The organism is Parafrankia sp. BMG5.11 (assembly GCF_004337455.1).
The window spans coordinates 47,040-71,409 of record NZ_SJXI01000059.1; the positions used below are offsets into that span (position 1 = coordinate 47,040).

21 protein-coding genes are annotated in these 24,370 nt (G+C 73.4%); 11 read left to right on the plus strand and 10 right to left on the minus strand.

The features are described from left to right. Window positions 1-151: 151 nt before the first annotated feature. A complete protein-coding gene (locus tag E0504_RS33155; RefSeq protein ID WP_131626540.1) occupies window positions 152-796 on the minus strand; it encodes a hypothetical protein in 645 nt (214 codons plus the stop codon). A 57-nt stretch (window positions 797-853) separates the two neighbouring features. Here E0504_RS33155 and E0504_RS33160 point away from each other — a divergent pair, with 57 nt between their 5' ends. Next, a complete protein-coding gene (locus E0504_RS33160; protein WP_131626541.1) occupies window positions 854-1,999 on the plus strand; it encodes a LysR family transcriptional regulator in 1,146 nt (381 codons plus the stop codon). On the opposite strand, the gene E0504_RS33165 is transcribed toward E0504_RS33160, so the two are convergent. The 5 genes from E0504_RS33165 to E0504_RS33185 form a co-directional block, all read right to left on the minus strand. Continuing rightward, window positions 1,971-3,269 carry a DUF58 domain-containing protein gene (locus E0504_RS33165; RefSeq protein WP_131626542.1) on the minus strand — a complete coding sequence of 433 codons (1,299 nt, stop codon included), beginning with the start codon at window positions 3,267-3,269 and terminating at the stop codon, window positions 1,971-1,973. The two genes, E0504_RS33160 and E0504_RS33165, sit on opposite strands and share 29 nt — an antisense overlap. Window positions 3,270-3,278: 9 nt before the next feature. Then, a complete protein-coding gene (locus E0504_RS33170; protein ID WP_071064572.1) occupies window positions 3,279-4,319 on the minus strand; it encodes a MoxR family ATPase in 1,041 nt (346 codons plus the stop codon). Then, a complete protein-coding gene (locus E0504_RS33175) occupies window positions 4,316-5,680 on the minus strand; it encodes a DUF4350 domain-containing protein (RefSeq protein ID WP_235013626.1) in 1,365 nt (454 codons plus the stop codon). The genes E0504_RS33170 and E0504_RS33175 overlap by 4 nt, the downstream gene beginning before the upstream one ends. A gap of 155 nt (window positions 5,681-5,835) precedes the next feature. Further along, window positions 5,836-6,615: a DUF4129 domain-containing protein gene (locus tag E0504_RS33180; RefSeq protein ID WP_131626544.1), complete on the minus strand. Its 780-nt coding sequence runs from the start codon at window positions 6,613-6,615 to the stop codon at window positions 5,836-5,838. Further along, entirely contained in the window at window positions 6,612-7,781 is a 1,170-nt protein-coding gene (locus E0504_RS33185) for a glycerophosphoryl diester phosphodiesterase membrane domain-containing protein (protein ID WP_165938684.1), read from the minus strand. Before E0504_RS33185 ends, E0504_RS33180 begins: the two co-directional genes overlap by 4 nt. Before the next feature lie 686 nt (window positions 7,782-8,467). Between E0504_RS33185 and E0504_RS33195 the strand changes: the two genes are divergently transcribed. The 3 genes from E0504_RS33195 (at window position 8,468) to E0504_RS33205 (ending at window position 11,305) form a co-directional block, all read left to right on the plus strand. Then, on the plus strand, window positions 8,468-9,115 hold the full coding sequence (locus E0504_RS33195; RefSeq protein ID WP_243657734.1) for a ComF family protein: 648 nt from the start codon (window positions 8,468-8,470) through the stop codon (window positions 9,113-9,115). A 553-nt stretch (window positions 9,116-9,668) separates the two neighbouring features. Continuing rightward, window positions 9,669-10,442: a ribosome hibernation-promoting factor, HPF/YfiA family gene (gene hpf, locus E0504_RS33200; protein WP_112108514.1), complete on the plus strand. Its 774-nt coding sequence runs from the start codon at window positions 9,669-9,671 to the stop codon at window positions 10,440-10,442. 149 nt (window positions 10,443-10,591) lie between these two features. Next, on the plus strand, window positions 10,592-11,305 hold the full coding sequence (locus E0504_RS33205) for a response regulator transcription factor (protein WP_018505454.1): 714 nt from the start codon (window positions 10,592-10,594) through the stop codon (window positions 11,303-11,305). A 90-nt stretch (window positions 11,306-11,395) separates the two neighbouring features. Here E0504_RS33205 and E0504_RS33210 read toward each other — a convergent pair whose 3' ends face one another. After that, window positions 11,396-12,046: a GNAT family N-acetyltransferase gene (locus E0504_RS33210; protein WP_235014714.1), complete on the minus strand. Its 651-nt coding sequence runs from the start codon at window positions 12,044-12,046 to the stop codon at window positions 11,396-11,398. 320 nt (window positions 12,047-12,366) lie between these two features. On the opposite strand from E0504_RS33210, the gene secA reads away from it, so the two are divergent. After that, window positions 12,367-15,348, plus strand: coding sequence for a preprotein translocase subunit SecA (secA, locus tag E0504_RS33215; protein ID WP_112108515.1), 2,982 nt, complete (start codon window positions 12,367-12,369; stop codon window positions 15,346-15,348). An 85-nt stretch (window positions 15,349-15,433) separates the two neighbouring features. Here the strand turns inward: secA and E0504_RS33220 are convergent, their stop codons facing one another. After that, window positions 15,434-16,183, minus strand: a complete 750-nt coding sequence (locus E0504_RS33220; RefSeq protein ID WP_112108516.1) for an Rv3235 family protein — start codon at window positions 16,181-16,183, stop codon at window positions 15,434-15,436. Between the two features lie 80 nt (window positions 16,184-16,263). Further along, window positions 16,264-17,442 carry a LysM peptidoglycan-binding domain-containing protein gene (locus E0504_RS33225; protein WP_112108517.1) on the minus strand — a complete coding sequence of 393 codons (1,179 nt, stop codon included), beginning with the start codon at window positions 17,440-17,442 and terminating at the stop codon, window positions 16,264-16,266. A gap of 270 nt (window positions 17,443-17,712) precedes the next feature. On the opposite strand from E0504_RS33225, the gene E0504_RS33230 reads away from it, so the two are divergent. Continuing rightward, window positions 17,713-18,282: a hypothetical protein gene (locus tag E0504_RS33230; RefSeq protein WP_112108538.1), complete on the plus strand. Its 570-nt coding sequence runs from the start codon at window positions 17,713-17,715 to the stop codon at window positions 18,280-18,282. An 86-nt stretch (window positions 18,283-18,368) separates the two neighbouring features. On the opposite strand, the gene E0504_RS33235 is transcribed toward E0504_RS33230, so the two are convergent. Next, window positions 18,369-18,605, minus strand: a complete 237-nt coding sequence (locus tag E0504_RS33235) for a helix-turn-helix domain-containing protein (protein ID WP_020463281.1) — start codon at window positions 18,603-18,605, stop codon at window positions 18,369-18,371. A 434-nt stretch (window positions 18,606-19,039) separates the two neighbouring features. On the opposite strand from E0504_RS33235, the gene E0504_RS33240 reads away from it, so the two are divergent. The 5 genes from E0504_RS33240 to E0504_RS33260 all read left to right on the plus strand — a co-directional run bounded on the left by E0504_RS33240 (window position 19,040) and on the right by E0504_RS33260 (window position 24,160). Then, window positions 19,040-19,816, plus strand: a complete 777-nt coding sequence (locus tag E0504_RS33240) for an SAF domain-containing protein (protein WP_112108518.1) — start codon at window positions 19,040-19,042, stop codon at window positions 19,814-19,816. Beyond that, on the plus strand, window positions 19,813-21,135 hold the full coding sequence (locus E0504_RS33245) for a chromosome partitioning protein (protein ID WP_020463279.1): 1,323 nt from the start codon (window positions 19,813-19,815) through the stop codon (window positions 21,133-21,135). The genes E0504_RS33240 and E0504_RS33245 overlap by 4 nt, the downstream gene beginning before the upstream one ends. A gap of 582 nt (window positions 21,136-21,717) precedes the next feature. Further along, window positions 21,718-22,215, plus strand: a complete 498-nt coding sequence (locus E0504_RS33250; protein WP_020463278.1) for a transcriptional regulator — start codon at window positions 21,718-21,720, stop codon at window positions 22,213-22,215. Between the two features lie 194 nt (window positions 22,216-22,409). After that, the gene (locus E0504_RS33255) at window positions 22,410-23,645 is read left to right on the plus strand and encodes a patatin-like phospholipase family protein (RefSeq protein ID WP_112108519.1); all 1,236 of its coding nucleotides are present in this window, start codon (window positions 22,410-22,412) and stop codon (window positions 23,643-23,645) included. Between the two features lie 23 nt (window positions 23,646-23,668). Beyond that, complete coding sequence (locus E0504_RS33260) at window positions 23,669-24,160, plus strand: hypothetical protein (protein WP_020463276.1); 492 nt, start codon at window positions 23,669-23,671, stop codon at window positions 24,158-24,160. Window positions 24,161-24,370: the final 210 nt, after the last annotated feature.

Genomic DNA, 24,370 nt, shown 5'->3' on the forward strand with positions numbered 1-24,370 from the left:
GACGCCCTGGACGCGCCAGACGCCCTGGACGCGCCAGACGCCCTGGACGCGCCAGACGCCCTGGACGCCCCAGACGCCCTGGCGCTGTGACGCCGCGCGGCGGCGGCCGTCCAGCTCGGGCTCGGGTCGGCCGCCGGTTCGGTCGGCCGTCCTAGCCGATCAGGAGTTCCTCGCCCCGGTACATCTCGGAGAGGAAATAGTCCGGACGGCGGAGCAGCTCGAGCGCCAGCGCCAGCCGGCGGCCGAGGGCCAGCAGCTTGATGAGGTCCGCGGTCGCGCCGTGGGGCGGCAGGGACCCGTCCGCGCGGGCCGTGCCCTGGTCCAGGCCGTGGTTGAGATCGAGGGCGACGGCGAGCGCGGCGCACTGGGCGTCCGAAAGCGCGGGGAGCCCGGCGAGACCGGCGAGCGAGGGCACCGCGCCGCGTGGCGGGGCGGCGGGCGCCCGAGCCGGGAGCGTGCCGGCGGCGGGCGGCTCGTCCGGAAGCGTCGGGCTGGGGATCATCGCGCCGGATCGCGCGCTGCCCGCACCGTTCGCGAGAGCGTGCATGATCTGGGTGCTGGAGCAGACCAGTGGATTGCCGCGCAGCAGCCAGTGCAGGGCTCGGGCTAGGTCGCGCGCGTCGCGCCGCCCGTATCCGGCGGCGAACAGCGCGCACGCCTCGCGCCCTACGCCGTCGGCATCCGCGGCGCCGAGCGCGCCGATGCGTGCCGCAAGATCCGGATCAAGGATGTCCACCCGCCTATCGTGCCGGCCGTCCTCGACCGTGAGCAAGAGCAGCTTTATTTCCGTACCCACAGAACTTGCGCTGCTCTGAGGCACACAAAATCTTCTGAGCTGTGCCAAGCTCAGCTTGTGCCTCAGCACGAGCGCGGACGCGGTCCCGACCCCCGGATCACCCTTGCCAGGTTGCGGGTCTTCGTCTCGGTCGCGGAGCTCGACTGCTCGGTCAGCCGGGCCGCGGACGAGCTCCGCCAGACCCCGAACGCCGTCCGGCAGAACCTCGACCTGCTCCAGTCGGCCTTCGCCGGCCGCAGCCTCTTCGCCCAGGACCGGCGTGGCCTTTCGGTGTTCGGGACGGAGGTGTACCGCCAGGCGCGGGAGATGATGGACCGCTGGGGCGCGTTGTCGGACGCCGGCTCGTCGACGCTGCGCATCACGTTCCTCCCGCAGCACGCGCACCTGGTCTCCGCGGTGATGCGCCGGCTGCGCGTGACGGTCGCCGACGAACGTCCCGGCGGTGACGCCGGCGGGCGTGACGGCCGGTCGGATGACCACATCGAGTGCACCACCAACGTGCTGGGCGAGCAGGACCGGTCGATGGTCGTGTTCGAGGAGAACGTCATCGGGTCGCTCCTGCACGGCGCGACGGACCTCGTCATCGGCCCGCCGCCCAGGCGGGTGGGCGATCCGCCCGCCCTCGACCGGCACCGGCTCTACACATCCCGGCTCGAGGCGATGATCGACTCCGCCGAGGCCGAGGCCGAGGCCGAGGCCGAGCACGGCATCGAGCTTCGGGATCTGGTCCGGCGCCGGCTGCTGGTGCCGCCGTTGCCCGCACGCTCCCGTCAGATGCTCGAGCGGGAGATCGCCGAGCACATTGCGGACGATCCGGGGATCGCGGCCCGGGTCGCGCACGAGGCGTATGGCACCAAGGTGCTCGTCGCGTTCGGCCAGGACGGTCACGGCACCGTCGTCGTCCCGTCCGACATCGCGTTGCCGTTCAAGAGCGGCAGCTCGTTCGCGGGCACGCGGGCGGGCTCGTTCCGCTGGGTCCCGGTCCGCCGCGACGGTGTCGACCTGACCCAGGAGGTCTACGCGACCACGCGCGTCGATCCGGGGGAGCGGGCGCTGCGCGTCGTCCGGGAGCTGCGTGCCGTCGTGCGCGAGACGGGCCTGGACGCCGCCGCGGAGCCCCGGGAGCGTCCGGGCACCCCGGATCTCGCGCGGGGGGCCGCCGCGCGGGCCGCGGTCACAGGCGCCCGCGGGCCTTCAGCGTGAGGTAGGTGTCGGTGACCAGCGCCGCGTAGTGCGCCGGTGCCACGTCCACCACCTCGACGCCGCGGCGGCGCAGCGCCTCGGTCAGCTCGCGCCGCCGCAGCAGCGTCTGCTCCGCCGCCGCCGCCGCGTACACCTGGTGGACGTCGCCGTGCCCGGCTGTGAGCTCGTCAAGCCGGGGGTCGCGCAGCGCGGCCACGAGCACCGTGTGCCGGGAGGTCAGCGTGGGCAGCGCCGGCAGCAGGCCGTCCTCGATCACCGCCGGGACAAGCTCGGTGAAGATGACGACGAGGGCACGCCGGGAGGCGTTGCGCAGCACCGCCGAGGCCATCCCGGCGTGGTCGGCCTCGACGAGGGCCGGTTCCAGGGTGGCCATCGCATCGCTCATCCGGGCCAGCAGGCCGTTGTCCCGTGAGGTCGGCAGGGAGATCCGGCTGGTGCTGTCGTGGGCGACCAGCCCGACCCGGTCCCCGGCCCGCAGGGCGACGGCGGTGAGCAGCAGTGCGGCGTCCAACGCATGGTCCAGCCGGGGGACGTCGCCGACCCGGCCGGCTGACGTCCGGCCGGTGTCGAGGACGCAGATGACCCGGCGGTCCCGTTCGGGCCGGAAGGTGCGGACGACCACCGAGCCGTGGTGGCGGGCGGTGGCCCGCCAGTCGATCGTCCGCACGTCGTCGCCGACGACGTACTCCCGCAGGCTGTCGAACTCCGAGCCGGCGCCGCCGCCGCGGATCGCGACCTCGCCCTCCACCTCGCGCAACCGGGCCAGCGCGGCCGGCAGGTGCCGGCGGGACGAGAACGGCGGCAGCACCCGCACCCGCCACGGGCAGTGGTGCCGGCCCTGCCGCCCGGCCAGGCCCAGCGGGCCCAGCGAGCGCACGGTGATGCGGACGGGCATCCGGTCACCGCGCCGGGTCGGGTTCAGCGTGGTCTCCAGGAACCGGCGCTCGCCCGTTGGCACCGTCACCCGGTGCACCCGCGGTCGGGCGCCGGCGGACGGCGGCCAGCCGTCGCGGATGCGGGCCCGCACGGTGCGGGTTCCGTCGTTGGCGACGGTCAGCACGAGCGGAACCGGCTGACCCAGCCGGGCCGCGGTCGGTCCGGAGCGGGCGAACGTGCACGCGCGCACCTGCCCCGCCAGCCACACGTCGACGCAGATCAGCGCGACGACCAGCAGGTTCACCAGCACGAAGGTCGCGCCCGGCGCCGGGGAGAGAACCACCACGACGATGCCGAGCGCGACCAGCGCCACGGCGCGGCCGGTGATCGCCACAGCTGCCCGTTACCGGGGGACGGGCACGACGGCGAGCACCTGGTCGAGCACGGTGTCGGCGGTGACGCCGTCCTGCTCGGCCTCCGGCCGCAGGCTGATCCGGTGGCGCAGGGTCGCCCGGGCCAGCGCCTTGACGTCGTCCGGCGTGGCGTATGTGCGCCCGGACAGCCAGGCCCACGCGCGGGTGGTCGCCAGCAGCGCGGTCGCCCCGCGCGGCGACACCCCGAGCTGCACCGACGGAGCCGCCCGGGTGGCCCGCGCCAGGTCCACGATGTACGCGAGCACCTCGGGGTGGATCTGCACCCGGGACACGGCTGCCCGCGCGGCCGCCAGATCGGCCGGGCCGGCCACCGGCGACACCCCGGCGGCGGCCAGGTTGCCCGGGTCGAACCCGCCGGCATGGTGGGCGAGGATCCGCACCTCGTCGTCGCGGGGCGGCAGCGGCAGCGTCACCTTGATCAGGAAACGGTCCAGCTGCGCCTCGGGAAGGGGGTAGGTCCCCTCGTGTTCGATGGGGTTCTGGGTCGCCAGGACGGCGAAGGGCGCCGGGAGCGGGCGTGGCACGCCCTCGACGGTGACCTGTCGTTCCTCCATGACCTCGAGCAGCGCCGCCTGGGTCTTCGGTGGCGTCCGATTGATCTCGTCCGCGAGCAGCAGGTTGGTGAAGACCGGCCCCTCACGGAACGTGAACTCGCTGGTCCGGCTGTCGTAGACGAGCGAACCCGTGACGTCACCCGGCATCAGGTCCGGGGTGAACTGCAGCCGCTTGGTGTCGAGCGACAACGCGGCCGCCAGCGTTCGTACGAGCAGGGTCTTCGCGACCCCGGGGACGCCTTCGAGCAGCGCGTGGCCGCGGCACAGCAGCGCCACGACGAGGCCGCTGACGGCGGCGTCCTGGCCCACGACGGCCTTCGCGACCTCGTCGCGCAGCGTCACCAGCGCCCGGCGGGCGGCCTCGGCGTCGGCGGGGGGAGGCGCCTGCGGAGCGGCCAGCGGCTTGCGCAGCGTCTCCGATCCGGGCGGGGGAGCGCCGAGGTTCGGGGATGTCACCTTCTGCCCACCTGTCGATCGAGTTCGTGCAGTGTGCGGGCCAGCCGGACGAGCGCGACGTCACCCTCGGCATCCCGCCTCGTCCTGGCAGCCTGGATGTCGACCGGGCTCGGCGGGATCGGTGATGCCCATGAGGCGGGCGGGCCCTGGTGGGCCGGCCAGGGTGGTTGGGAATAGCCCGTGGGCGCCATGTCCGAACCGTACAGGAGTGGCCCGATCTCCATGGGTGACCGTCCGGTCTGTTCGGCGACGGAGGCCACGAGGACGGTCGGATCCGGGCCACGGGTGTGCCACGGCGAGCCGGCCGCGGCGGTATCGATGCCGAGCCGGTCGGCGAGCCGGGCCCGCAGCCCCGCCCGCAGCGCCGCGGCGGCCCGTTCGCGGGCGTGCGCCGCGGCGTAGAGCCGGCCCCGGCCCTCGACGGTCTCGGTGGAGCGCACCACGACGGGCAGCGGCTCCTCGATCGGTGGCCCGAGCCGCCGTCCCTGCCACAGGGCGAGGAACACCAGGACGAGCAGGAGCTGCAGGGAGCCGAACCAGAAACCGTCGGGGAGCAGCTCCGACAGGCCTTTCGTGCCCACGGCGTCCTCGGCCGCGACGACCGGGGTCACCCACTCCAGCCGGGGGGTGCGGGCGAGCAGCCCGAGGGCCAGCGCCGCGTTCCCGGTCTCGTCCAGGCGTTCGTTGGTGAGGAAGCCGCCGCCGCCCAGGAGCACCAGGCGCCCGGTCGGCCCGCTGCCGACGTCCGACCGGGTGGGGGTGAGCACCGCCAGCCGGGCCGCGCCGGGGTCGCCGTAGCAGAGCTCGACGCGGGTGGCGCCGCTCCGGCCGCCCGGGGTGCCCTGGCCGTCCTGACTGTCCTGGCCGTCCTGGCCGTTGGTGCGGGCGAACGTCACCGAGTCGCCGACCGTGGTCGACCCGGCCGCGCCTGCCTCGGGGAGCGTGCACCCCGGGGGGGATTCGTCACCGTAGTCACCTACGCCCGGCTGCCCGGTCGTGACCGGCAGGCCCAGCGCGACCACCACGCTGGGATCCGGGGCGACGAGAACGACGTCCGAGCCGGCGCGGGTGCTGGTCACCAGCGCGTCGAGCTCGGCCTGGGACAGCAGGTCGGGGTTGGTGACGACCACCGTCCGCCCTGCGGACGTCCCCGCGGGGCCGGGTGCCGGGGCTGCCGTCGGCACCTGCTCGCCGGCCGTCACCGTCACCCCGCGGGCGCGCAGGATCTCCGCGACCGCCCGGGTGCCGTATCCGTCCGCGGAGGTGATGTCCAGGTAGCCGTGGCCGGCCGGGCGGCTGACCACAGCGGTGATCACCGCGTACGCGATCACCAGTGCGCCGAGGACGGCGCCGAGCCGCACCGCGCGCCGGACCGCCGGCGGCCGGGGACCGCTGCGGACGTGGGTCGAGCTACCCCCGCCTCGGCCCACGCCTGCGCCCGGGCGCGGTCCCGCTGGAGTGCCGAAGGGCCCGGAGGCCGGTGTCGCCGGGCGCGGGCGGTCAGTCGGCGGAGCGGTCATGCCGGGACCGGGCGGGATCCGTCGTCGGACCGGTCGTCGGACCGGCCATGGCCCAGGCGGCGTCGCACGCCCGTGAGCTGCTCGTCCGCCCGCACCAGAACCTCGTAGGCCCGCTCGGTGGCCGGCCCACCGCCGTACCAGATCTCGCTGAACACCTCGACGGCCGCGACCAGCGCACCGATCGCATCGCTGTCGCGGTCGATGGCCGCGCGGACGGCGTCGACGAGCTCGCCGGCCGTGCGTCCAGGTCTCGGGTCCAGCACTCCACGCTCCTCCAGCATCCGCACGATCGCCCGCAGCCGGGACCGCACCGCCTCGGCGTACGCGCCCTGGCCGGCCTGGTCCCGGGCCAGCACGCGGAGCTGGTCGGCGGTGAGGGGACTGGACAGGTCGGTCTCCTCCGCCTGGTCCCGCGCGGTCCGCCGGACGGGGCCCAGCCACAGCCGGATCACAACGGCGAGCGCGACGAGCACGAGGAGCACGGCGAGGACACCGAGTCCGTTGAAACCGCCCACGCCGGCATCGGTGTCCGGGGTCAGCCAGTTCCACAGATCGGCGAGGCGGTCGTTGATCCAGGTGATGGCCCGGGTGAACCAGTCGGGCTGGGCGTCCTGGTAGACGCTCTTGGACAGTTCGCGCCGAGCCTCGTCCTGCGCCCCCTCGCGCGTCACCGGCCCCCCGAGCGGGCCGCCGGCCGCCGCCGGGGCGACGGCCGGAGCGACGAGGGAGGGGAGGAACGAGGGCAGGAAGGGGGCGGACAGGTGGCCGGTGATCACGGAGTGGCCGCGCGCTGGCGGGCCGCCTCGGTGAGGGTGACGTCCAGCCCCTCACGGCGGATGCGCCGATCGATGTAGAGGAGGACGACGGCCCCGGAGATCACCGGAGTCGCGACCGTCGTGGCGAGCAGGCTGCCGATCGCGTTGACGATGTGCCCGGCCACGGTCAGGTCTCCCTCGACCAGGCTGCCGAACGTCTGCTCGGACGACATGAGGATCACGCTGGTCGGGATCGCGAAGATCAACATCAGGACCCCGCCGACCGCCGCGGAGAGGAGGAGAACGCCGAGCGTCCGCCACCACGATCCCTTGACCAGCCGCCACGAGCGCCGAAGCGCGTCGCCGGTCGACTGCGCCTCGAGCACGTAGGCCGGCGTGGCCAGACTCAGGTAGACGGCGACCACGACCGCCCCCACGATCAGCGCGACCAGGCCGAGCGCGCTCAACAGCGTGACCGCCAGGGTCAGCATCAGCAGACCGCCCAGCCGGGGGGTGACCCGGCGGACGGCGTCGCCCGCGGTGATCCGCCCGCCGAGCGTGGCCTCGCTCACCACCACCGCGAGCACCCCGGAGAGGAAGATCCCGAGCGCCGCGTTCAGGCCGAAGAGCAGCAGCGTCAGTACCGTTGCCGCCGTATTGGACATCTCCTCGGCGGCGATCGCGGCGACCGTGCTGATCGTCTCGACCACGGCGGTGGCGCCGAGGGTGAGGCCGAGGGTGGCGCCGGGGTTCGACCGGATCGTCGCGAAGGTCCCGTCGAGGATCTCGCCGACCGCCAGCGGGCGCAGCGGGATCACACCGGGCTTTGGTGCGATCGGCGGACCGCCCCACCCGTTCGGGCCCCACGCGCCGTAGCCCCGGGCCGGGCCGGGCTGCTGGCCGTAGCCACCGTGCGGCCCGTACCCGCTGTTCGGGCTGTTCGGGATGTAGCCGGGGGGAGCGCCCTGCCCGGGGACCGGCGCCGCGGCGGGGTTGCTGCCGGGGGCCTGCCAGCCGCCGGGCGCAGGCCATTCGCCGGGCGCGGGCGCGCCGCCTCCGGGGCCGGGTGGTGGCTGATCCCACGAACCGGGGGGTGGGTGCTGCGGGCCCGGGGAGGGCGCACCCCACGAGCCGGGCTGTTCCGGTCCGGGCGTGCCGGGAGGGGTCTGACCGGCTCCGTCCGTCATCGTGGTCTCCCTGTACTAGTTGCCGTCCCGTGTCGACCAACGTTCCTGGCGACCGCATCGTTGCAGACCGAGTACGGACACCTCCCGACCGGGCGCCCTGTCGACGCGGGGCGATCGCCCGCCGCCGGCCCGGCGACGGGCCACCGCCGTGCCGGGCGGACGCGCAGGTCTGGCAGACGGGCCGGTCCGGATGCGCCGGGCGTCGTCGATGTGCGCCGGGTGCCGCTGATGCCGGCGTGGCCGGTGCGGCGCAGCGGGCAGTTCATGGCCCCGTGCCCCGTGCCCCGTGCCCCGTGCCCCGTGCCGGGTGCCGGGTGCCGGTCTGGCCGGGTCCGGCCCGCGTCGTCCACAGCCGCCGCGTGCGGTGCTGTCTGTCCACAACTCGGGTCCGGCGATGGCGAAGCCGGTCGATCACCGGTCATTCTCGTCCGGTGACCCGCTTCCGCCACCTCGCCGAGGCCCTGACGATCCTCGCGGATCTCGTGCTGCCGCGCGCCTGCGCGGGCTGCGGCCGGCCCGGCGAGGCCGCCTGTGCGCGTTGCGCGGCGGCCCTGGCGGGTCCCCCAGTTCTCGCCGCCCCGGGTCCCACGGCCAGCCCGGGGCGGCGAGGCCACCATCCGGCCAGTCACTCCCAGCGGCCCGGCCGGCCACGTGGTCCCTCGTTACAGCCGGCGCTCCGGCCGGCGATGCCCCCAGCCTTCGCGGCGGCCTCGTACACCGGTGCCGCCCGGGTCCTTCTGCTCTCCTACAAGGAGCGTGGGCGGGTCGACCTCGCTGCTGTGCTGGGCCAGGCGCTCGCGCGAGCGGTGGCGGCCGCGCTGGTGGCGGCCGCGCCCGGCGGTCGCCGGCCCCCACCGGTACTTCTCGTCCCGGTCCCGACGACGGCCGCGGCGCGGCGGCGCCGAGGGGTCGACCACGTCGCCCGGCTCGCGGCGGTCGCCGCCCGGTCCCTCGCCCACCGCGGGCTCCGGGCGCGGGTTAGCGCGGCGCTACGGGTGTCGCGGCCCGGAGCCGACCAGGCCGGCCTCGGGGCGGCGGCACGGTCACGCAACCGTTCGGGGGCGTTCGCGCTGCGCACCGGCGTGCCTTCGCCGCGTCCCTGGGAGATCACGGTCGTCGTGGACGACATCGTCACCACCGGTGCGACTGTCCGGGAGGCGGTGCGCGCGCTGCGCGCGGGCGGCTGGGCGCCGGCGGCCGGCGCGGCGGTGGCCGCCACACCGCTCCAGCACGGGCGCGACGCGCCATCCTTCGGGATTGCCCGCCGTCCGGGCGGTGGAAGGGGGACACTGGGCGCGAGCGCTCCGCCCCCGGAGCCGACGGCGACAAGCTGATGCCGGCAATGACCGTCACTGCTCGGCGCGGTGCCGTCGTCCTGGACGAGGTCGGCGTGCGGCCCACCGTCGCGACGCGACGGATGCGGCGCACGGCCCCCCGTCCCGGGCCGCCGTCCCGGGGCTGCCGGCCCGGTCGAGGAGCGCGCGAGGCGGGGCCTTCGGAACGCGCCGACCGGCTTCACGGCGCGGCCGGCCGCTCCCAGGATGCCGGTCCGGAATCTCCCGATATTGGTAGGGCCGTTCCGGCATAGACCCGACCGGCGAGGGGAAGGAGCCGAGCGAGGCGGGTCGGTGGAAACACCGCCGATGCCGTGGTCACCGGACAGCGAGGCGCGCCCATGGAAGGAGCCGTCCGGCAGCGCCAGAAGCCAGCACCAGCTGATTTGCAACCAGGTACTGCACCAGGAACGTTGACAACCTACGGCGGCACACGAGGTGACCTCGGCACGCCGAGGTCAGCCATCGACGGCCGCCCGAGGTACCGACTCGCCGGTCGCGTCGATCCCGCACGGATCGGCCGGCCGGGCCAGGTGAACGGGAGGTGGATCGCGTGGACATCGTGGTCAAGGGCAGGCACACCGCGGTTCCGGAACGGTTCCGCAGGCATGTCCAGGCCAAACTCGCGAAGCTCGAGCGGCTCGACTCCAAGGTCATGCTGGTCGACGTCGAACTCTCCAAGGAACACAACCCTCGGCTGTCGGACACCTGCGACCGTGTCGAGCTCACCGTGTATTCGCGGGGCCCGGTGATCCGTGCGGAGGCCGCCGCGGCCGACGCCTACGCCGCGCTCGACCGCGCTACCGCCAAGCTGGCGGAGCGCCTGCGCCGCGCTTCGGACCGGCGGGTCCGCCACCACGCCAACCACGCGGGTGCGAACCACCCGGTTCCCGGCTGGGCGGGTGCCGTCCCGGACATCCCCGCCGTCCCGACCGGCCGCCAGCCGGAGACGGACACCGCCGGCCCGCCGGTCCCGGGCGCCGAGGACGGCGCGGCGGGCCTCGCCGCCGTCGGATCCGAGACCCGCGCGAAGCGGCCGAGCTGGTCGACGGCCGACGATGGCGACGGCGACGATTCCGACTACTCACCGATGGTGGTACGCGAGAAGACCCACGCGGCCGCGCCCATGACGCTCGACGACGCCCTGTCGAACATGGAGCTCGTGGGGCACGACTTCTACCTTTTCCTCGATGCCGCTAGCGGCCTGCCCAGCGTCGTGTACCGCCGATGCGGCTACGACTACGGCGTCATCCGGCTCGAGGGAGCGGCCGGAGACAGCATGATCGGCGCCCGGGAACGAACGGCGGCGGTCATTTCCGCCGTGTGACGGTCGATCCCCCCTGCCGGCGTGGGACCATTTGCCTTGGGTGTCGGACTCCCGGCATCGGTGCACACGGCACGTTCCACGGGTTGTGCCCCCGGCGTCGCGACGCCGGGGGCACAACCCCGCGGGAGCGGTTCCAGGGGAGGTCGGAGATGACGGTGGACGAGCAGCGTTCCGAGGAGGCGCTGCGTACGCCATCGGAGGCGAATCCCATCCGGGTGCTCATCGTTGACGACCATGCCCTGTTCCGGCGCGGCCTGGAGATGGTCCTGGCGCAGGAGGTCGACATCGAGGTCGTCGGTGAGGCCGCCGACGGGGCGGAGGCGGTCACGATGGCCGCCGAGATGGCGCCGGACATCGTCCTGATGGATGTCCGCATGCCCAGGCGCGGTGGGATCGACGCCACGAGCGCCATCAAGGAGAAGGTGCCCAGCGCGAAGATCGTGATGCTCACGATAAGTGACGAGGAAGCCGACCTCTTTGACGCCATCAAGGCCGGCGCCATGGGCTACCTCCTCAAGGAGATCTCGATCGACGAGGTCGCCGCGGACATTCGGGCGGTCTACAACGGCCAGAGCCTCATCAGCCCGTCCATGGCCTCCAAGCTGCTCAGCGAGTTCGCAGCCATGATCAAGACGAAGGACGACCGCCCGCAGCTCCCGACACCGCGGCTGACCGACCGGGAGATGGAGGTCCTCCGCCTGGTCGCCAAGGGGCTGAACAACCGGGACATCGCCAAGCAGCTCTACATCAGCGAGAACACGGTGAAGAACCACATCCGGAACATCCTGGAGAAGCTCCAGCTCCACTCCCGGATGGAGGCGGTGGTGTACGCGGTGCGGGAGAAGTTGCTCGAGATCACCTGACGGCCTCGCGCCCGGCGGGCCCGCGGTCGGTGTCCGCCGAGCCGCGCGGCGGCGGTCAGCCGGATCCGTTGGCGAGCCGCAGGGCGGCGGTCAGACGGGCGGGTCCGTGGCGAGCCGGGTGCCGATCCAGCAGTCGTGGCGGACGCCGTCCCCCAGGACGATCGCGCTGCGCAGCGTGCCGTCGAGGGTGAACCCGAGCTTCTCCGCCACCCGGCGGGAGGCGTGGTTTCCGACCGCCGCGCGCCACTCGACGCGTTCCAGCCCAAGGGCGCCGAACCCCCAACGCAGCAGCGCCGCCGCCGCCCGGGTGGCCACGCCCTGGCCGCGGGCGTCGGCGGCGCACCAGTAGGAGATCTCCGCGTCCCCCTCGTCGGTCAGGTCCTGCAGGGCCACCGATGCCAGGAGCGCTTCGGTGGTGGCGTCGACGACGGCCAGCGGCGTGCCCGTCGCCGTCGCCCACGCCTCCGGCGCCTGCCGGCAGACGAAGTCCTCCGCGTGGTCTCTCGTGTAGGGAACGGGGACCCGCGTCCATCGCGGAATCTCGGGATCCTGACAGGCCCCGCACACGGCGTCGACGTCCGAGGCCTTCCAGGGACGTAGGTGCAGCGCACCCGCGGTGATCTCGACGGGCTCGAGCGGAATCCGCTGGACGGCGCGCTCTGCGCCCGGCCCAGGCCGGCGCGCGGGGGGCAGCCAGGGACCGGGGACGGGGCCGGGACCGGATCCGGTGTCGGAACGCATACCGCCACGATGCCAGCACCCCGGGCCGCGGCGGCGTGCTCGCGGTCCGCCGTCGCCACCCGATTCGGTGGTGGGCGCGAGACGTTTCCGACGATGGCCGGGGGCCACGGCGCGCGTTGCCAGGCCGGGCACGGGCGCCGCCGCTCGGTCGTTGTGTACTCGCGGGGGAGGGAGACGCCGCGGCGACCTGGGCGCGGTGCGCGGCTCCCGATCCCGGCGCGCCGCCGCCGGTCCGAGGACGGGCCGTGGGTGGCGATCGAGGGGCTAGCATCTTGGTTGTCGGTGAGCCTCGCCGACATGCCTGCCGGAGGAGTTTCGCCGTGGTTCTAGACAAGATCTTGCGTGCCGGTGAGGGCCGGATTCTGCGCAAGCTCAAGGCGATCGCCGAGCAGGTGAACCTCATCGAGGACGACTTCACCGGTCTGACCGACGCCGAGCTGCGCGGGATGACCGACGAGTTCCGCCAGCGCCTGGCCAGCGAAGAGGAAACCCTCGACTCGTTGCTGCCCGAGGCGTTCGCGGCGGTGCGCGAGGCGGCGCGGCGCACGCTCGGCCAGCGCCATTTCGACGTCCAGATCATGGGCGGCGCGGCGCTGCACCTGGGCAACATCGCCGAGATGAAGACCGGTGAGGGCAAGACCCTGGTCTCCACGCTGCCGTCCTACCTGAACGCCCTGAGCGGCAACGGCGTCCACATCGTCACGGTGAACGACTACCTGGCCCAGCGCGACGCCGAGAACATGGGCCGTGTCCACCGCTTCCTCGGCCTCACGGTCGGTGTCATCCATCCCCAGATGCCGCCGTCGGTGCGCCGCCAGCAGTACCGGTGCGACATCACCTACGGCACGAACAACGAGTTCGGGTTCGACTATCTGCGCGACAACATGTCCTGGAGCGCCGAGGAACTGGTCCAGCGCGGCCATCACTTCGCCGTCGTGGACGAGGTCGACTCCATCCTCATCGACGAGGCACGTACGCCCCTGATCATCAGCGGCCCGGCCGACAACCCGACCCGCTGGTACACCGAGTTCTCGCGGATCGCCCCCCTGCTCGAGCGGGACGTCGACTACGAGGTCGAGGAGGGCAAGCGGACGGTCTCGATCAGCGAGGTCGGCGTGGAGAAGGTCGAGGACCAGCTCGGCATCGAGAACCTGTACGAGTCGGTGAACACCCCCCTCGTCGGTTACCTCAACAACGCGCTGAAGGCCAAGGAGCTCTACAAGCGAGACAAGGACTACATCGTCACCGACGGTGAGGTCCTCATTGTCGACGAGTTCACCGGTCGCGTCCTGCACGGCCGCCGTTACAGCGAGGGAATGCACCAGGCGATCGAGGCCAAGGAGAAGGTCGAGATCAAGCAGGAGAACCAGACCCTGGCGACGATCACTCTCCAGAACTACTTCCGGCTCTACGACAAGCTGTCCGGAATGACCGGTACGGCCATGACGGAGGCCGCCGAGTTCCACCAGATCTACGCCCTCGGCGTGGTGCCGATCCCGACCAACAAGCCGATGGCTCGCATGGACCAGGCCGACGTCGTCTACAAGACCGAGATCGCGAAGTTCGACGCGGTCGTGGAGGACATCGCCGAGCGGCACGAGAACGGTCAGCCCGTCCTGGTCGGCACGACCAGCGTGGAGAAGTCGGAGTACCTGTCCAAGCAGCTCACCAAACGCGGTGTCCGGCACGAGGTGCTGAACGCCAAACACCACGAGCGCGAGGCGATGATCATCGGCGAGGCGGGCCGGCGCGGCGCGGTCACCGTGGCGACGAACATGGCCGGCCGAGGCACCGACATCATGCTCGGCGGCAACCCCGAGTTCATCGCCCAGACGGAGCTTCGCCAGCGCGGCCTGTCTCCGATCGACACCCCGGACGACTACGAGGCGGCCTGGCCCGAGGCGCTGGAGAAGGCCCGTGCGTCGGTCAAGGCCGAGCACGAGGAAGTCGTCAACGCCGGTGGCCTCTATGTGCTCGGCACCGAGCGGCACGAGTCCCGCCGGATCGACAACCAGCTGCGCGGCCGTGCCGGCCGTCAGGGCGACCGCGGCGAGTCCCGGTTCTACCTCTCCCTCGGTGACGACCTCATGCGGTTGTTCAACGCCGCGGCGGTCGAGGGCATCATGGACCGCCTCAACATCCCGGACGACGTCCCGATCGAGTCCAAGATCGTGACTCGCGCGATCCGTTCCGCGCAGACCCAGGTCGAGGGCCAGAACTTCGAGATCCGCAAGAACGTCCTCAAGTACGACGAAGTCATGAACAAGCAGCGCACCGTGATCTACGAGGAGCGCCGCAAGGTCCTGGAGGGCGCCGACCTGCACGAGCAGGTTCGCCACTTCGTTGATGACACCGTCGAGGGCTATGTGCGCGGCGCGACGGCCGACGGGTACCCGGAGGAGTGGGACCTCGAAACCCTCTGGTCGGGCCTGGGCCTGCTCTACCCGGTCGGCGTCGACGCACCGGGCACCGACGACCGCGAGGGGCTGACCTCCGACCTTCTGCTCGAGGATCTTCAGGCGGACGCGCAGGACGCCTACGACCGGCGTGAGGCCGACCTCGGCGACAAGCCGGACGGCGAGGCCGTCATGCGTGAGCTGGAGCGCCGGGTGGTGCTCGCGGTACTCGACCGCAAGTGGCGTGAGCACCTCTACGAGATGGACTACCTGCAGGAGGGCATCGGCCTGCGGGCGATGGGGCAGCGAGACCCGGTCGTGGAGTACCAGCGCGAGGGCTTCGACATGTTCCAGACGATGATGGAGGGCATCAAGGAGGAGTCGGTCCGCCTCCTGTTCAACGTCGAGGTGCAGGTAGCGGGGCGGGACACCGACCAGAGCGGCACCGCGCCCGAAGGAGCGCCCGCGGCCCCGGCCGGCACGACGCCCACGCCGGCCGCCCCGGCCGAGCGCGGCTCCGTGTCCGTCGGCGCGGTGCCGCCGGTCACCCCGGCCGCGCCCGCACCGGCGCAGCCCGCGCGGACCGCTCCCGAGCCTCCGCCGGCCCCGGTGCCGGCGTCCCCGCCGCCCGTCTTCGTCAAGGGCCTCGAACCGCACCGCCCGACCGGCGGACTGCGTTACACGGCGCCGTCCGTCGACGGCGGCTCGTCCACGGTGACGACCGTCGACAACGGGTCCGAGCTGTCCCGTGCCGGCGGTGGTGGGCCGCGCTCGGCCGGCGGCGGCGTGTCCCGCGGCGCTGGCGAGGGCGGAACGGCCCGCCCGGCACGCAACGCGCCCTGCCCCTGCGGCTCGGGGCGGAAGTACAAGCGCTGCCACGGCGATCCGGCCCGCCGCAACGACTGACGGAACCACCGGAAAGCCAGAGGTGGGGCGGGTGCGTCGCCGGAGCTCTCCGCCCCGCCTCTGGCCGGTTGGCTGAGCTGGAGAATCAGCCGAGCTGGAGGGTCGTCACCTGCCAGCGGCCGGCCGCGTGCTCCATCCGCAGCGCGAGCGCCCGCACCCTGGGACCCCTGCTGACCACGGCGCTGACCTCCGCGACCCCGGGCAGCGGCTCGCTGACCCGCACGCTGCGCACCTGAGAAGGCTGGCGGGTGGCCAGGGACGAGGCCGTCCGCTGGAAGTCGCTCTGCAGGGCGGCCGTGCTCCAGGGGGCCAGATGCGCGGCCGGGCGGGCTCCGGACAACACCTCGACGATCACTCGTACGACGACGGCCGCGGTGCGGCGCGGGTCCGGTGACGTCCCCGGGCCCGTCGGTGCCCGTGCCGCGAGCCGCGGTGCCACCGCGGCGGCGGTGGCGCCGTCCGCCGCGGTGGCACCGTCCGCCGACTGGCGCGCCGGCGTGCGGGTCGTTCGGGCGGGCCGCGGCCACGGGAGGGTCCGTTGGTCCGGCAGAAGGTGGCGGGCGGCGCCGCGTTCGGCGCGGGACACCGTCCTGACCGGCGCGCCCATGGCGGTCGACGGGGCGTTTGGCGTGGTGGTCGGCGCCGCTACTCGTGAATACCGGGCACCCGCGGACCGGTCGGTTCCCGGGGCTCGCCCGGCCGGCGCGGTCTGCTCGGGTGAGACGGTTTCGTCGTCGTAGGGCGGGTCGATGGGACGCACGGGCATCAACCGGGGCGTTGTGGCGACATGGGGACGCAGGCGACGGGGCAGGGTCAGGGCGGTCGTCGCGGTCACGGCGGACCTTTCGGGGGATGGTGGGGCGTCATCGCCCAGGCACCGAGGGACCTGGGCCGGGCAGGTGGCTGTAGCCGGGGTCAGGGACTGGGCGGCGGCAGGAGCCGCTGGCCGGGAAGAAGAAGATCCGGGTCGGGCCCGATCACGTCGGCGTTCGCCGACCACCAGCGCGGCCACTCGGCCGCGATCTGATCGGTCGTGGCGGTAGGCCCGAGGTGACGGGCGACGATCGTCCACAGGCTGTCTCCGCGCAGCACGACGACCTCCGCGGCCGCGCCCGGATTCGTCGGGGGAGTGCCCGGGGATGCGCCGGGCGCCGTGCCCGGCGTGCCCGTGCCGAGCGGCGCGGAGGGCACGAGGGGATCACCCCCGCCGTTGCCGGAAGGCGCGGAAGCACTGGGCGCTGCGGCGGCGGGCGTCGGAGCGGTGGTGCTCGGCGCACTGGGGGCCGGTGCACCTGGGGTCGGGTTTGTGGGCCGTGGCGTGCTGGCGCTGGACGGCTGGCCGGCCTGGCCCGGCTGATCGGTGTGCTCGGCCCGGTCGGGATGGCCGAGGAAGGGCCATCCGCGCGCGGTCGCCGTGGCCGATCGGTCCGTGGGCGCGGCGCCGGGGTCAGGGGCGGCCGTGGCGGGATCCGGCGGCTGCTGCGCACGGGTGGGTGGATCGGCCGCGCTGACCGGGGTCATCGGCACGACCTGGACGTCGTCCGGCAGGCCACGCCCGGCGCCGGACGCCGCGTCGGGGTGGCCCAGGTAGGGCCAGCCGCGCTGGGACGCGGCCGGCCCGCCCGTCGGCCCGATAGCCGGGGCGCCCGCCGAAGCGTCCGCTGACACGCTCGCCGACGCCGTGGCGGCGGGCGGGCCGGTGGCGGCCGAAGCCGGGCTGGCGCCGAGAACGGGGCTGACGCTCGCGGCCACGAGGGTCACCCCGAGGCCGATTTCGACGATCCGGCGCACCGCGCTGGGCAGGACCCGGCGGGCGAGCGCGGCGAACACCCGGCCGGCCGCGCCCGGCAGCGCGGCCAGGACGCCGAGCACCACTCCGGCGCACAGCCACAGCAGGCAGATCCAGGCGATGATGCCGAGGCAGTTGGCGAACGCCAGCTCCGGCTCGTCGGCGAACCACGTGGGGATGTCGCCGGGGCTCGACGGCAGGTCCGTCAGCCGCGGGCCCAGCAGGATCAGCACCGCCGCGACACCGAGGGCGAGCACGGCGCTGCCCACCCTGGCGGCCGCGTCCCGCCGCGCCCCTGAGATCATCTTTGGTGACCGTCCGTCCGGGTATGGGAGCGGTGCCGGCCATGGGCGATGTACCGGCTGTGTCGGGGTACATCGCTCATGGGCGGCATGGCTGCTATCGGTAGCCATGTCGGCCTCCGGATTGGCTCGGGGTCAGGGAGCCGAACTACGGCAGAGGCCGTTTGGTTACGTTTGCTTGTGTAACCCGCCGAAAGGCGTATGTCAATCCGTCCTGCTTCGTCTGATCGGGGTCGTGACGGTTGACCTGTAGAAATGGAGGTTGGCGCCGCGATGCGCTGGGAGGACCTGTTCGCCGATCTTGAGCTGCAGTGGGAGGCCGTCGAGGCGGCCGAGCTCGAAGCGGAGATCGCTGACCGGACGCGGCGGGAGGCCGGTTACCTCCGGCTGCTCGACCGGTTGCGACCGGCGGTGGGCGCCGAGGTGAGATGCCTGCTGCGGGGCGGGCCGACGGCCGGCCCCGCAGCCGTCACCGGGCGGCTCACCGCGCTCGGGGTCGACTGGCTCCTGCTGTCCGAGTCCGGCCCGGCGGAGGTGCTGGTGCCGAGATCGTCGCTGCTCGCGGTGCGCGGCCTGCCGACGGTGTCGGCGCAGCCTGGGCACGAGGGCCGTCTCGCGGCCCGGCTCGACCTGCGCCACGTGCTGCGCGGCCTGGTGCGCGACCGGGCGGCCTGCGCGGTCGCCCTGCTCGGAGGCGGGCAGCTGACCGGGACGCTGCTGCGCGTTGGCGCGGACTTCGTCGAGCTCGCCGAACATCCGCTGGGCGAGTTCGCCCGCCGCGGCGAGGTGCGCTCCGGCTGGACGGTGCCCCTCGAGGGCCTCGCGTTCATCCGGCGCGGCTGAGCCCACGGCGACCGGCGCGGCTGAAACCCCGGCGACCGACGGCCGGACGTCCAGACGCCCGGCCCGGGTGCGGGTGTTCGGGGTGGTCAGTCCTCGGGCAGGGTCTCGTTGCGGCTCATCGGGTTGGCGGCCACGAAGGCGCGGGTCTGCTCGTACGCGCGTTGGATGTAGGCCTCGAGCTCGCTGCGCTCGACCCGCCACTGGCCCCGCCCGCCGATCTTGATGGCGGGCAGCTCACCGGAGCGAACGAGAGCGTACGTCTGGCTGGCAGAGATGTTGAGGATCTCTGCCACGTCGCTGAGCTGAAGGAAGCGGTCGTTCATCAACGCCTCCTCTCCGGTGACGGTCGGCGCGTCTTACCTGTGTATCAGACTTCCCGCCTCGCATCGCGTTCGAATGCCTCGGCTTGTGGATAACTGCTCGCGATACCGATCGGTGGGACCGGCAACCGGTACCGGCCGCCAGGCCCAGACGCGCGCGGCCGGCGGGCGACCTCCTTATGCCCGTCGCCGCCGCCGCGCATCGCCGGGGCCCAGCCAGGCGTCCTATGTGGGGAAAGGCCGTAACGCGGCGACGGTGACGGCTTGATGCTGTATCACCGTTTCGACTGGGTTCGGGATCGTCGGCCACGTACGCTCTGCGACCGGGGTGTGTTCTTCGGTGGCCGTCATAGGACGTCGCCGGCACGGCACATGCCGCCGCCGGTGAGGACGACCGTTGGTGAAGATCGCCGCGGGCGAGGAGTGAGGAGGGCCCGGTGACCGAGCTGACCGTCGCGCCGGCGCGACCGGAGCCGACCCCCCCGGTGCCGCCGTCACCCCCGGCGCGCAGGCTCGGGCGCCGCCGCTGGCGCGACTCGCGGCTGCTGATCGGCGTCCTGCTGGTGCTGGTGTCCGTCGTCGCCGGCGCGCGCCTGTTCGCGACCGCGGACCGGACCAGGCAGTGGGTGGTCGCCGCCGCCGACCTGCCGGCCGGCCACATCGTCGTCGACGGCGACCTGACCACGGCCACCGCCCACCTGGACGGCGCGACGTCGGACCGCTACTACCCCGGTGACCGTCGCAGCGAACTCCTGGGCGCCACCCTGGCCCGTCCGGTCAGCTCGGGCGAGCTCCTGAGCGGCGCCGACTTCGCCGGCGAGGGCGCCGCCGCGACCAGGCTCGTCCCGGTGATCGTCAAGGCCGGGCGGGTCCCCGACCTGTCCCCCGGCGATCACGTGGACGTCTTCGTGTACCAGCCGGGAGCCGCCGCGCCGCCCGAGACAGGCGGCGACCCGGCGCAGCCCGCGCAGGAGGGGCAGGCCGTGGCCGGCGCGGGCGTCGAGATCCAGGTGCTGCACGACGTCGAGTTCGTCGCGCAGGACAGGCTCAACAGCGGCGACCGGTCGCTGTCCCTGCGGGTTCCGGTGGATGACGCCATCCGGGCGGTGGCGGCGTCGCAGAGCGAGCGGGTCGACGTCGTGAAGCTGGAGCGGGACGCCCGCGGCGAGGTCGGATCGGGCGGCCCGTCCTCCGCTCCGGGGTACGGTCGGTGAGCCTGCCGATCCTGACCGCCGTCACCGACTCGGTGGTCGAGGCCGGCCTCGTCTCGGCGTTCGACCGTCGTGATCTCGGTGTGACGGTCGTCCGCCGGTGTGTCGACCTGCCCGACCTGCTTGCCGCCGCGACGACCGGGGCCGCCCGGGCCGCCCTGCTGTCGGCCGATCTGCGCCGCCTCGACAGGGACGCCCTGGTGCGGCTGGCGGCGTCCGGTGTGGCCGTCGTGGGCCTGATCGCGCCGGGGGACGAGGACGCCGACCGCCGGCTGCGCCAGCTCGGCGTCGTCGCGGTGATCCCGGCGGACGCGACCGCGGAGGCGGTGGCGGGTGCGGTCGTGGAGGCGTCGCGCGCGCTGGCCGACCTCGCCGGTCCGCCCGCGCTGCCTGCGGCGTTCAGCGAGCCGCTGATGGGTTTCGACCCACTCGCCCCGGCGGTGCCGGCGGCCGACCAGACCGAGGCCGGCGAGCCCGGTGAGGGCCGGGTGCTCGCGGTCTGGGGGCCGGTGGGCTCGCCGGGGCGCACGACGATCGCGCTGGGCCTGGCCGCCGAGCTCGCCGCTCTCGGCACCCCGACCCTGCTCATCGACGCGGATTCGTACGGCGGTTCGGTCGGCCAGCACGTCGGGCTGCTCGAGGAGGCGCCGGGCCTCGCGGCAGCCGCGCGCTCGGCGAACCAGGGCCTGCTGGACGTCCCTCGCCTGGCGGTGCTGTGTCGGGATCTCGGCGGCGGTCTGCGGGTGCTGCCGGGTATCTCGCGGCCGTCCCGCTGGCCGGAGCTGCGTCCCGCCTCCATCGAGACGGTGCTGGCGCTGTCGCGCCGGCTCGCGTCGTTCGTGATCGTCGACTGCGGCTTCTGCCTGGAGACGGACGAGGAGCTGTCGTTCGACACGGCCGCGCCGCGGCGCAACGGCGCCACACTGGCCGTGCTCGGCGCGGCCGACTCGGTGCTCGCCGTCGCGTCCGCGGAGCCGGTCGGGCTGGTTCGCTTCGTCCGTGGGCTGTCGGAGCTGCGGGAGGTGGTTCCGCACGTCGATCCGCTGATCGTGGTCAACAAGCTGCGGGGCTCGGTGGTGGGCGGTGACCCGCGTCGTGAGGTGTCGCGGGCGATGGCCCGGCACACCGGCCGCGAGCCGGTGGCGCTCGTCCCCTACGATCTGGCGGGCCTGGACGCGGCAGCCGCGTCCGGTCAGCTCCTGCGCGACATCGCCCCGGCATCGCCGGCCCGGCTTGCGGTGCGGGATCTGGCCGCGCTCCTGGCGGGGGTGTCCGGTTCGGGGCGGCGCCGGCGCTCCGCGCTGCGCCGCGCTCAGCGCTGACCGCTCCAGCCTGGCGTGCCCCAAGCCGGCGTGCCCCAGCCCGGCGCGCCTCAGGTCCGGCCCACTCGGCCCCGCCCGGCTCCTCGCGTGTCGTCCCGACACGCCCCGACGCGCCGGCCGTGGGCGGTCTCCGGAAGTCGTTCCTCCGGAGTGTGCCTAACTGGCATCACGAATCTCTCAGGTGACATTTGGCCCAGTCCGGGGGATTTCGTCCGTCCAGCTATGGCTGCTGTGACATTCGGTGGCCCTCGGCGGCGGCGGTCTGCGCCCGCTGCGGTTACGGGGAGCGATTCGGGGGCATCGAATTGTCGAACGGTTCCCCGCGAGTAGTGGCGAAGCCCTGGCATTGGGTGATAAGGGGGTTGGGAACCACGTCCAGCGGTGAGCGACCTGCTGCAAATCGTGCAAATCGTATCCAGCCTGAGTGGCGGACTCGCCGCGATCCGCATCAATGACCTGTCGGATGGTGAACCGTTGCTTTCGGGGACGTTAAGTTAGTGTGTGCGTGTAACGTCGCCACCCAGCTCAGCGTGGTGACGGGGGCACGTCGATGCTCGTTCGAGACGGCTGGGGGTGTGTCGGGTGAGCCGGGAGTACGCGAAGGCCGTGGGTGGTCGCCTGCGGGCAATCCGGATCCAGCAGGGGTTGTCGCTGCAGGGCGTCGAACAGAAGTCGCGCGGTCGGTGGAAGACCGCCGCGGTCGGCTCCTACGAGCGCGGCGACAGAATGATCAGCGTTCATCAGTTGTCGGAGCTCGCCGGTTTCTACGGTGTTCCGGTGTCAGCGCTCCTACCAAATGAGGATCAGCTGCCGCCGCGGGAACGCAGGCCCCGTACCGTGCTGAATCTGGAGAAGCTCGCCGAGGCGCCGCCCGATTCGTCCGCACTGGTACGCAGATGGGTCGCGCAGATTCAGCGCCAGCGCGACGACTACGCCGGGCATGTGCTGTCGATCCGAGACGGCGACGTCCGGGCCCTGGCCCTGCTGCACGACACGACGCCACAGGAGTTCGCCGAGCGGCTGCGGGCCTGGGGAGTGCTCGAGACCAGCTTCCCCGAGGAGAGCGAGCCGCCGGAGTAGGCATCGCGGCGCCGGCCACGGCACCCCGCGTCGACGCGGGCCGGGGCGGGCTGCGGGCCGGCACAACTGCCGGGCCGGCCCGGTTGTACCTGATGGGGCGCGGACGGCCCGCGCGCGGGAGCGGCGACATCGGTGTCGTACGCGCACCACGACCCGTGTGCGTGGCCGGGTGCACCGCGTCGGGAGGTGACGCAATGCCGAGGAAGCGGGCTTCGCGCAGGGGGCTGGTGCTTGGCGCCGGCGGAGTGCTCGGCTCAGCCTGGATGATCGGCGCACTGTGGGCCGTCGAGTCCGAACAGGCCATCGACGTCCGGGATCACGACCTGGTACTCGGGACATCCGCCGGATCGGTCATCGCGGCGCTGCTCGGCCTGGGGGTCGGCGCGGACGTGATGGTCAATTCCGAGCGTGGGATCTTCGAGCCGGGCTACCCCGTGCTGGACTACCGCGATCTCGGAGCGTCCCTGCCGCCCAGGCCGCGGATGCGGATGGGCTCGCCGCGGCTGCTGACCACGACCGCTCTGCATCCCCGCCAAGCGACGCCGATGGTCGCGCTGGCGGCGCTGCTCCCGCAGGGCCGTGGCCAGATCGCCGCGATCGGTGATCTCGTGACCGAGACGGCCGCCCGGATCGAGCATCCGCTGGACGCGCTGGCCGCCAAGCGCTCGGCCGCGGTGCCCCCCGGCGCGGGCCGGGGACGTCAGCCCGTCTCGTTGGCGGCGAACGGCTGGCCGCGGTCCCCCCGGCTGCGCGTCGTCGCGATGGACTTCGACTCGGGCGGCAGGGTGCTCTTCGGTTCCCCGGACGCGCCGCGGGCGGCCCTGCCCGACTCGGTGATGGCCTCGTGCGCCATCCCCGGCTGGTACGCGCCGGTCAAGATCGCCGGCCGGCGCTTCGTGGACGGCGGCACCAGATCACCGGCGTCCCTGGACCTGCTGGTCGAGGAGGAACTGGACGAGGTGCTCGTGCTCGCGCCGGCCTGCTCCTTCGACAGTGACCGCCCGCGTGGCGCCATCGCCCGGGTGGAGCGGCAGGTGCGCCGGGCCGCGACGCGACGGCTGGCCCGCGAGATCGAGCTGCTGGAGGCTGCCGGCACCCGGGTGACAGCGCTGTGCCCGGGTCCGGAGGATCTAGAAGTGATCGGCGGGAACGTCATGGACCTGACACGCCGCGCGGAGGTGTTCGAGACCTCGCTGCGAACCTCGGCCGCCGCCCTGCGAACCGCGCTCGGCGCCGACACGCGCCCCACCCGTCCCATCCGCGCCACGCGGGCGGCGGGAACAGCGACGGCGGGAACAACGGCTGGCCCGGGTGACTCCGGTGCCACCGCGAGCGGTCCGGGACGTCGCGCCGGTGGCCGGGAGGCACTTGGCCGCGCGGCGGCGACCACCGCCGCGGACCAGAAGGCGGACCTCGGTCTGGTCGGCTGACAGCGGGTTGCCACACTGGGCACATGCGTGTCTACCTTCCCTCAACGCTGACGGCCGCCCGCGCGGTGCTGCACGAGCGGAAGGTGCCACCCGGCATGGCGTTCGCGGTCACTCCCGCCGTGCGGGAGTGGTACAGCCAGTCCGACGTCGAGGAGATGGAGTTCGCGGCGCTGCAGGACGCGGCCCGGGCGAGCCTGCGGCTGCTCGACGCCGACCCCGAGTCGCCGCCGCGGCGTTTCGTCTTCGCCGCGGACGTCGACGAGCGGCTGGTGCGCGTTCGCGACGACCTGGATCGAGGCGCGGTCGAGGTCCTCGAGTCGGTGCCGCTGGCCGCCGTCCGGGCCGTTCACTCCGACGACCCGTCGGACGCCGAGGCCCAGGCCGCGGTGCGGGCCGCCGTCGCGGCCGTGCTGGAGGCCGACCTCGGCAGCGACGACGCGGCCTTCGTCGTCGACGGCGCGGAGGGGTTCGAGCTCCTCTGGTTCGCGACGCAGGAGCTGCCGGACCTGCTCTGACCGGGCCCGCGGGCCCGCGTACACCCAACACCCACGCCTAACACCCACGCAGGACGTCGTTGCGGGACGAGCCGGAGTCGGCATGATGACAATCGGGCAACAACCAAGAGGCGATGTTTGTCGTTGGATTGATGTAGAGAAGATGAGTTGACGAGATCTGTTGGTCGGGCGTTGTCGTAAGTGGGTGACGAGGCGGCGGGTCTGAGGTGA

Bases quoted from the DNA above. Each gene is read 5' to 3' on its own strand.
- E0504_RS33210 (WP_235014714.1), bottom strand. From the start codon at position 12,046: ATGCGTTCCGACACCGGATCCGGTCCCGGCCCCGTCCCCGGTCCCTGG.
- E0504_RS33225 (WP_112108517.1), bottom strand. From the start codon at position 17,442: ATGATCTCAGGGGCGCGGCGGGACGCGGCCGCCAGGGTGGGCAGCGCC.
- E0504_RS33260 (WP_020463276.1), top strand. From the start codon at position 23,669: ATGCGTGTCTACCTTCCCTCAACGCTGACGGCCGCCCGCGCGGTGCTG.
- E0504_RS33255 (WP_112108519.1), top strand. From the start codon at position 22,410: ATGCCGAGGAAGCGGGCTTCGCGCAGGGGGCTGGTGCTTGGCGCCGGC.
- E0504_RS33185 (WP_165938684.1), bottom strand. From the start codon at position 7,781: ATGACGGACGGAGCCGGTCAGACCCCTCCCGGCACGCCCGGACCGGAA.
- E0504_RS33235 (WP_020463281.1), bottom strand. From the start codon at position 18,605: ATGAACGACCGCTTCCTTCAGCTCAGCGACGTGGCAGAGATCCTCAAC.
- E0504_RS33230 (WP_112108538.1), top strand. From the start codon at position 17,713: ATGCGCTGGGAGGACCTGTTCGCCGATCTTGAGCTGCAGTGGGAGGCC.
- E0504_RS33205 (WP_018505454.1), top strand. From the start codon at position 10,592: ATGACGGTGGACGAGCAGCGTTCCGAGGAGGCGCTGCGTACGCCATCG.
- E0504_RS33195 (WP_243657734.1), top strand. From the start codon at position 8,468: ATGCCCCCAGCCTTCGCGGCGGCCTCGTACACCGGTGCCGCCCGGGTC.